Source organism: Bacillus pretiosus (assembly GCF_051294775.1).
GTDB classification, from domain to species: domain Bacteria; phylum Bacillota; class Bacilli; order Bacillales; family Bacillaceae_G; genus Bacillus_A; species Bacillus_A wiedmannii.
The window spans coordinates 1-228 of the sequence record NZ_JBPPHF010000714.1; the positions used below are offsets into that span (position 1 = coordinate 1).

Below are 228 nucleotides of genomic sequence, written 5' to 3' on the forward strand. Positions count from 1 at the left end.
GGACAAGGTCCCAACTACCATCGGCGCTAGAGAGCTTAACTTCCGTGTTCGGTATGGGAACGGGTGTGACCTCTCTGCCATCATCACCAAACTATGAAGGCATATTCCTTCAAAACTAGATAACATTGCTACATATTATATGGTTAAGTCCTCGATCTATTAGTATTCGTCAGCTCCACATGTCACCATGCTTCCACCTCGAACCTATCAACCTGATCATCTTTCAGG

Annotated in this window: 2 rRNA genes; both read right to left on the reverse strand. The window is 45.2% G+C overall.

The features are described 5' to 3' along the window. Nucleotides 1–91 (reverse strand): 5S ribosomal RNA (gene rrf, locus ACSG5Z_RS32850); the annotation flags it as partial. A 48-nt stretch (nt 92–139) separates the two neighbouring features. After that, nucleotides 140–228, reverse strand: a 23S ribosomal RNA gene (locus tag ACSG5Z_RS32855); the annotation flags it as partial.